General features: G+C 51.7%; 5 protein-coding genes. 3 read left to right on the forward strand and 2 right to left on the reverse strand.

Annotated elements, in window-relative coordinates:
* Both WC598_RS07885 and WC598_RS07890 read right to left on the reverse strand, forming a co-directional pair.
* The gene (locus tag WC598_RS07885; protein WP_372960933.1) at positions 1-2013 is read right to left on the reverse strand and encodes a M3 family metallopeptidase; all 2013 of its coding nucleotides are present in this window, start codon (positions 2011-2013) and stop codon (positions 1-3) included.
* 133 nt (positions 2014-2146) lie between these two features.
* Complete coding sequence (locus tag WC598_RS07890; protein WP_372960940.1) at positions 2147-2389, reverse strand: DUF504 domain-containing protein; 243 nt, start codon at positions 2387-2389, stop codon at positions 2147-2149.
* 119 nt (positions 2390-2508) lie between these two features.
* Here WC598_RS07890 and WC598_RS07895 point away from each other — a divergent pair, with 119 nt between their 5' ends.
* From WC598_RS07895 to WC598_RS07905, 3 genes are all read left to right on the forward strand, one after another.
* Positions 2509-3177: a metal-dependent hydrolase gene (locus WC598_RS07895; RefSeq protein ID WP_372960934.1), complete on the forward strand. Its 669-nt coding sequence runs from the start codon at positions 2509-2511 to the stop codon at positions 3175-3177.
* Positions 3178-4022: 845 nt separating this feature from the next.
* A complete protein-coding gene (locus WC598_RS07900; protein WP_372960935.1) occupies positions 4023-5408 on the forward strand; it encodes a hypothetical protein in 1386 nt (461 codons plus the stop codon).
* 542 nt (positions 5409-5950) lie between these two features.
* The coding region (locus tag WC598_RS07905) for a hypothetical protein (protein ID WP_372960936.1) at positions 5951-6200 on the forward strand (250 nt) is incomplete at its 3' end.

Below are 6200 nucleotides of genomic sequence, written 5' to 3' on the forward strand. Positions count from 1 at the left end.
TTATCGGGGTGTCCTGCCCCCGAGCTGCCCGTACAGGGCATCGGGTACCGGATCTTTTTTCAGGAAGCCCTTGAGGAGAACCATCCCGTCCTGCATGTTACCGGGCTCGAAAATCCAGGAACGGAAATCGGTTCCCGTGCTCACATTCATGAGACCCTCTTCCCTGAACCGCAAATAGACGTTGAGGGCATACACTTTTGACCACAGGTAACTGTAGTAGCCGGCATCGTATCCTCCCATGAAATGGTCGATCGTTGCCGGTTCATGGTTGCCGGGGAGGGGCCGGATCCCCATCATTTCCGCGTAAAGCGCGTCGGATATATCCGTGACATTGACCGGTCCGCTGGTTGTATGGTATGCCATGTCTTCGGACGAGAGCATCAGCATCCGGCTGTAGGTAAGGCCGGCATCGATATGCCGGGCAGCGATGATGCGGTCACGAAGGTCGGCGGGGAGCTTCTCATCAGGGTTTTTATAATGGCCCGAGATTGCGTTGAGCACTTCCGGCAGCCATACCCATTCCTCCAGGGCCTGCGAGGGCGTCTCGACAAAGTCCCATTCCACATTGAGACCGGAGAGGCTCGCAAACGGTGCCCGCGTCAGGCTGAAGTGAAGGGCGTGGCCGAACTCGTGGAAGAGCCCCTCAACGTCATCGTGGGAGAGGAGCGACGGGATCTCGCCATCCGGTGCACGCACGTTGCCGATAATGACCGAGACGGGAACGCTGTATGTCCCGTTCTGAAGCATCCGGCCGGAGATCAGCGGGTATATCATCATGTGCCCGTACTTGCCCTCCCGGGGATAGAGATCGAAGTAGAGGTACGCGATGGTGGCATTGTCCGTGGCATTGACAACCCGGTACAGGGTCACGCCGCAAGCCCAGACCCGGGCACCGGTCACCGTCTCGAAACGGATGCCGAGGATGCCAGAAAACCGGGAATACATTCCGGCGATCACAACATCCAGCGGGAAATACGAGCGGACGCTTTCATCATCGATGGCAAAGTCCCGGTCCCGCAGTCGGGTTTTGAGATACGCAATATCCCAGGCATTCAGTGACTCCGAACCCGGGAAGAGCGATTGCTTGACGGAGAGGAGGGACGCCAGCTCCGCCGTCGTCTTCTCCTTTACCGGCTCCTTAAGCCCCGCGAGAAATGCGGTCACGTTCTCTTTTTTTCCGGCCATTCGCCCGTCTATACGGTAATCTGCCCAGGTATCGTATCCCAGTTCCTTAGCAATCTGCGCCCGCACCACGATTGCCTCCTCAAGAAGACGGGTATTCGTTTTTGCCTGCCGGTTGAGAAACGCTTCCGCCATGCGGCGGCGGGTTTCACTACGGTCCGCATTCTGTATAACCGCAAAATAATCCGGGTATTTCGTTGTGACCAGAAACGAACCATTGCGGCCCTTCCCAAACGGTGCCCGGGCAGATTCGGGAACGCCGAACAACTCATCATGGGTGAATTCAAGGGTGGTATTGTCATTGTTGAGGTTGGTGGAAAACCGGGACTCAAGCTGCGCCAGACGGGTCTTCATAGCCCGGACATTCTCAAGACGGTCATTGGGAAGAGCAAGCCCGTTTTTTACAAACTGTCGCAGGATGAAAGAGAGGAGCCGTAATTCATCGTCATTGCGGGGAGTTTGGGTACGGAATGCATCGTAGAGATCGCGCCGGGAATAGACGCTGACAAGGAACGTACCGGATCTTTCCTCGCAGGACGATCCTTCTGCGGCAACAACCGGATCAGGATTCACGTAACTCATCAGGGTTAAGGGGAGGATACGGTCATGGTAATCGCTCATGATCGTTTCGAACCGGAGGAGAGTTGTATCCAGGGTCCGCATTTCAGGTGGCAGTAACGCGATCTCATTGAGCGAATCGTTTGCGAGCCGGAGTGCAGCTTCAAAAAATGTGGTAACTTCACCGGGGGCATAGTGAGCCCGGACCGGCTCTTCCGGATAGGCAGTCCCCCCCGGTCCCCGGGGCATGGTATCGGAGATCACATTTGGCATAGGTTTCAGATGTAGTAGGTGCCGTGAGGTAAAAGGCGTTGAGATAAAACACCCGGACACGCGTCAGCATCGCAGACACCAAAGGGAGCGTGGATATGCCTGCCGGATTTTATCCGGTTCTTCACTGCCCGTCCTAATGTTCCCAGACGGTCTCACCCGAGTACGTGATCTTCCGGATCCGGTGGTAGGGAATATACTTGGGATCCCTTCCTGCTGCGATCATAAAATAATACCCTTCCAGAGCCCGGATATCCCGGCCCCGGGCACACGAGCGGTCTCCAGGTGCACCCCGGTCAACATAGCATACGATTATCTCGGAAAAAACGTACCGTTCATCGTGCCAGTACTTCAGGAGGAGTTCGTGACTGGTGAGCATCGTGTCCACCGATAGATAATGGGTGAATGGATTGATACAGATATCAACGTTTCCCACTCCTGACGGGGATATTTACCCATTATGGATGATTATAAACCCGCACAACCTATCTTCCCGGGATGTTTGTTGTCGCCCACGCATTCCTGGGATTCCTGCTGGGTCTTGTCTTTCTGGAAATAACCGGGGACCGGCGTGCAGTTCCGGTCTGTGTTGCGGGGGCCCTGCTGCCGGACCTCCTCGACAAGCCGCTTGCTTTGCTTGTCCCTGCACTCGGCAGCGGGAGGACGATCGGCCACTGCCTCCTGTTCATCCTCATACTATCATTCATTGCCCTGCTCCTGTACAAACGCCGGCACACGCTGCTCGGGGCGGCCTTTGTGGCCGGTGTCTTTCTCCACCAGATCTTTGATTCCATGTGGGTGACTATGCAGACATGGCTCTTTCCGGTTTTCGGGCCATTTCCCATTATGACGGTCAAGTCATATACCGGGTACTACCTCTGGCTGGAACTCCTGTCGCCATCCGAATGGCTGTTCTTTTTTGCATGCCTCGTCATCCTCGCAGGTATGCTTGCCGGAAAACCCCTCCGGCCCCGGTATTACCAGATAACTGCAGCAATTCTCGGCCTGATGGGAATCTTCCTCTTCGACTCTGCATGGTCGGGACAGGGAGGGTCATTCTTTGCCCCGTCCTATCCGGCAATCGCCAGTGCTCTGACAGGAATCCTCGCGATTATGGGCACGGTGTTTTTCATAGCCATTGCCAGGAATAACATCAGGATTACCTGATTTTTTTTAGGGAAGGGAAATATCCCGGAGCTGCACCTTGTTTACCTGCGTTTCCTCTTAATCCAGGTATCCAACCGGACTCAGTATTTTTCAAAGGTGCAACCAGGACCAAAGACAATTGACAATCATTTGTTCCAGTACCTCACCAATTTCAGAATGGATCAATAACCCCAGATTTTCCTGCCCATTCCCAATCCGGATTATGGCCCATATTGGCTTCCGGGGACCCATCGGATACCAGTGGATACAACGTTCGAGCAAAAAACCCTCCTTACAGAACACCGCTGAAGGGAGAAAATAATGCACCGCAATTTGACCGGTTTTGAATTTTCGCCACAAATTACGGGAATCATTTCCGTGGTGGACAAAATGGTTCCATTTTTGTGTTCACCACCGGACCCTGATGGGAAAATAAGCCCGTTTCTCTCCCGGATTAAGGTGCGAGAATGTATGTCTGATGCCATGGCGGTCTTATCCCATGAGGGTGGGATAATGAAAGAAGTACTGGGTTCCGGTTTGATCTCTTCTGGCTCTTCGTTTGGGAAGGAATTCGAAAAAACTCAAATTTGTCTCGGTTGGTTCTGTTCTTCGATGCATCGGCTGAACTGATGTGGGAGCGGTTGCTGAATATCCAGGATCCATGGAGGAAAATATAGCAAAGTACTGAAACTGCAAATTCGTCCCGGCCATTTTGCACAAACATTGCTGTGCCCTCATAAGAGAATCCTTAATAGGTTAAAAAATAAAAAACTGCTATTATTCAATTAAGGAAGATACTGATCATGAATATGAAAACTGGTGCCTTATCCTGGCAGAGAAAATCACTGTTGCTCCTGGTATGTGCAATGTTGATCCTTGTAGCGATTCCCCCGGTGTCTGCATTTACGGCAGAGCTTACATCTCCCTCGGATATCAACAATGTCTACAATGGAGATACGGTTACTATCCGGATAACCGGACTTGCAGCAACGAATACATTCCAGCTGAACATGACGTCCTCAAACTTGTATACAAACGGGGGCATGTTCTCGATTACCAGCTATGCGATGCCGTTTTCAATGACTCCGGCATCAACCCTGTTACAGGCAGACAATCTGGATGTTGCAAATGGATTGACACTCCATGTCCAGGGAAGTACGGCAACCGTGCTGGATCTGTCGGACATGGCTGCTCCGTATGAAATCGTTGCAACGAACGATGTCGTGAAACAGACCTATCAGAATATCTCAATCATTGGCTATCCTGTCACGCCAACGCAGGCAGTGACTGTAGACTTCTCAGAACGGGGTACGGTTGCAGATGCCGGTGTCAATCCCTCGGACCTTACCTTTACGGTCAACAACATCAACAGCGGGCTCCTCACGATCAAGGTCAAAGACGGTGCCTCTACCGTACTCGATAAAACCCTTACCTTCAGGGGAACCCGCCCGAACCCTGCACCGATCAATGGTGGCGACAGCACCTCTGGTGGCAGTGTTTCTCCAGGCACCAAAACTGCAGGAGTAGTTGCCCCAGCACCGGTAGTTGCAGCCACAGTTCCCGGCCAGACTACAACAACTCTCCTGTTAAACCAGGATGGCCAGACCCTGCAACCCACTACTATCCAAACCGGAACTAACTCACCGGTCGGCTTTGGTCTGGGTATCCCCCAGGGCACAACAGTCTTTACGCCACCTAATTATGGTAGTGGTACGATAACGGTCACACCTGTTCCGGTAGATTACGGCCGGTACTCCAGCCTTTTCAACACACCAGACTCGATTCTAATAGCGGGATTGGGAGTTGAATGTACACCTGATGGTACAACGTTCAGCAATGCGGTTACCATCACCTTCACCCTGTCACAGAACCAGTGGGATAGCATGATGAGCAGTGCTCGCGGCAACCCTGCTAACGTTGCTATCAATTATTATGATTCGGCTAAGGGATGGATCTCTCTCCCCTCGTTAAAACTGGACCCGGCAACACGCACGCTCTCAGCAACAACCACGCATTTCACCATCTACCAGGTCTTTGTCACCAATACGACCGCGCCTGCCAGCACCTCTGCCCAGACCTACGGGTCGTTAATCCAGGAGACACCGACAACGGTCTCTGTTCCCAGTGTCCAGGCAACCCCGGCTGCTAAAGCATCCCCAACCACAACACCCAAGAGCCCGTTCGTTCCCTCAATAGCGGTTATTGCAATTGTCGGGCTTGTTGGATACTTTGTCGTCAGCAGAAAACAGTAACCTTCCACTACCTTTTTTTATTTTCAGCTCTGGAGAACTCCTGAATTTGACCGGGGCATCCGGACGATCGAAAAAATTTTGGTACAACGTCTCCCTTTTAGGAAGTGAAGTCAAAAATGATGACGAGCACCTTCAGAAAAAAAGGTGCATTGGGATTTGTTATTGGCTGCCGCTCCTGGAAAACATTGGGAGAATCGATTTAACAATGCTCAATCCCTGCTTTCGGGTCATGTCACCGAGTATCGATATCAGGGCTCACAAATCGCTCCCATTTGTTTCGTGGACCGCATTGGATAAAAAACCAACCTGATATGCCGGGGACAGGAACAATAGTTCCAGTGCTGCATTACCCGGTTTTGCTCAAAAAAATGCCTGACCGTTATGCATTCGGGAATTAATTAATAAAATTCAGCATAAGGCCGGTTTTCCCGGTTGGCCGGCAAGCAATTTGGATTGCCCTCTGACAGGCCCCCTGATAATATTCCCGCAATACCGAACAATTAATGTATTTTTAAAAAAATAAGAGGCGTAACATATAATTAATGACGGTTTTGATCATGAATGTGAAGATAGGTGCCTTGTCCTGGCAGAGAAAATCACTGTTGCTCCTGGTATGTGCAATGTTGATCCTTGTAGCGATTCCCCCGGTGTCTGCATTTACGGCGGAGCTTACATCTCCCTCGGATATCAACAATGTCTACAATGGAGATACGGTTACTATCCGGATAACCGGACTTGCGGCAACGAATACATTCCAGCTGAACATGACGTCCTCAAACTTGTATACAAACG

Source organism: Methanoregula sp. (assembly GCF_041645475.1).
Classification (GTDB): domain Archaea; phylum Halobacteriota; class Methanomicrobia; order Methanomicrobiales; family Methanospirillaceae; genus Methanoregula.

Excerpts from the sequence above, each read along its gene's own strand:
- WC598_RS07885 (WP_372960933.1), bottom strand. The coding sequence starts at position 2,013 with ATGCCAAATGTGATCTCCGATACCATGCCCCGGGGACCGGGGGGGACT.
- WC598_RS07890 (WP_372960940.1), bottom strand. The coding sequence starts at position 2,389 with ATGCTCACCAGTCACGAACTCCTCCTGAAGTACTGGCACGATGAACGG.
- WC598_RS07895 (WP_372960934.1), top strand. The coding sequence starts at position 2,509 with ATGTTTGTTGTCGCCCACGCATTCCTGGGATTCCTGCTGGGTCTTGTC.
- WC598_RS07900 (WP_372960935.1), top strand. The coding sequence starts at position 4,023 with ATGTTGATCCTTGTAGCGATTCCCCCGGTGTCTGCATTTACGGCAGAG.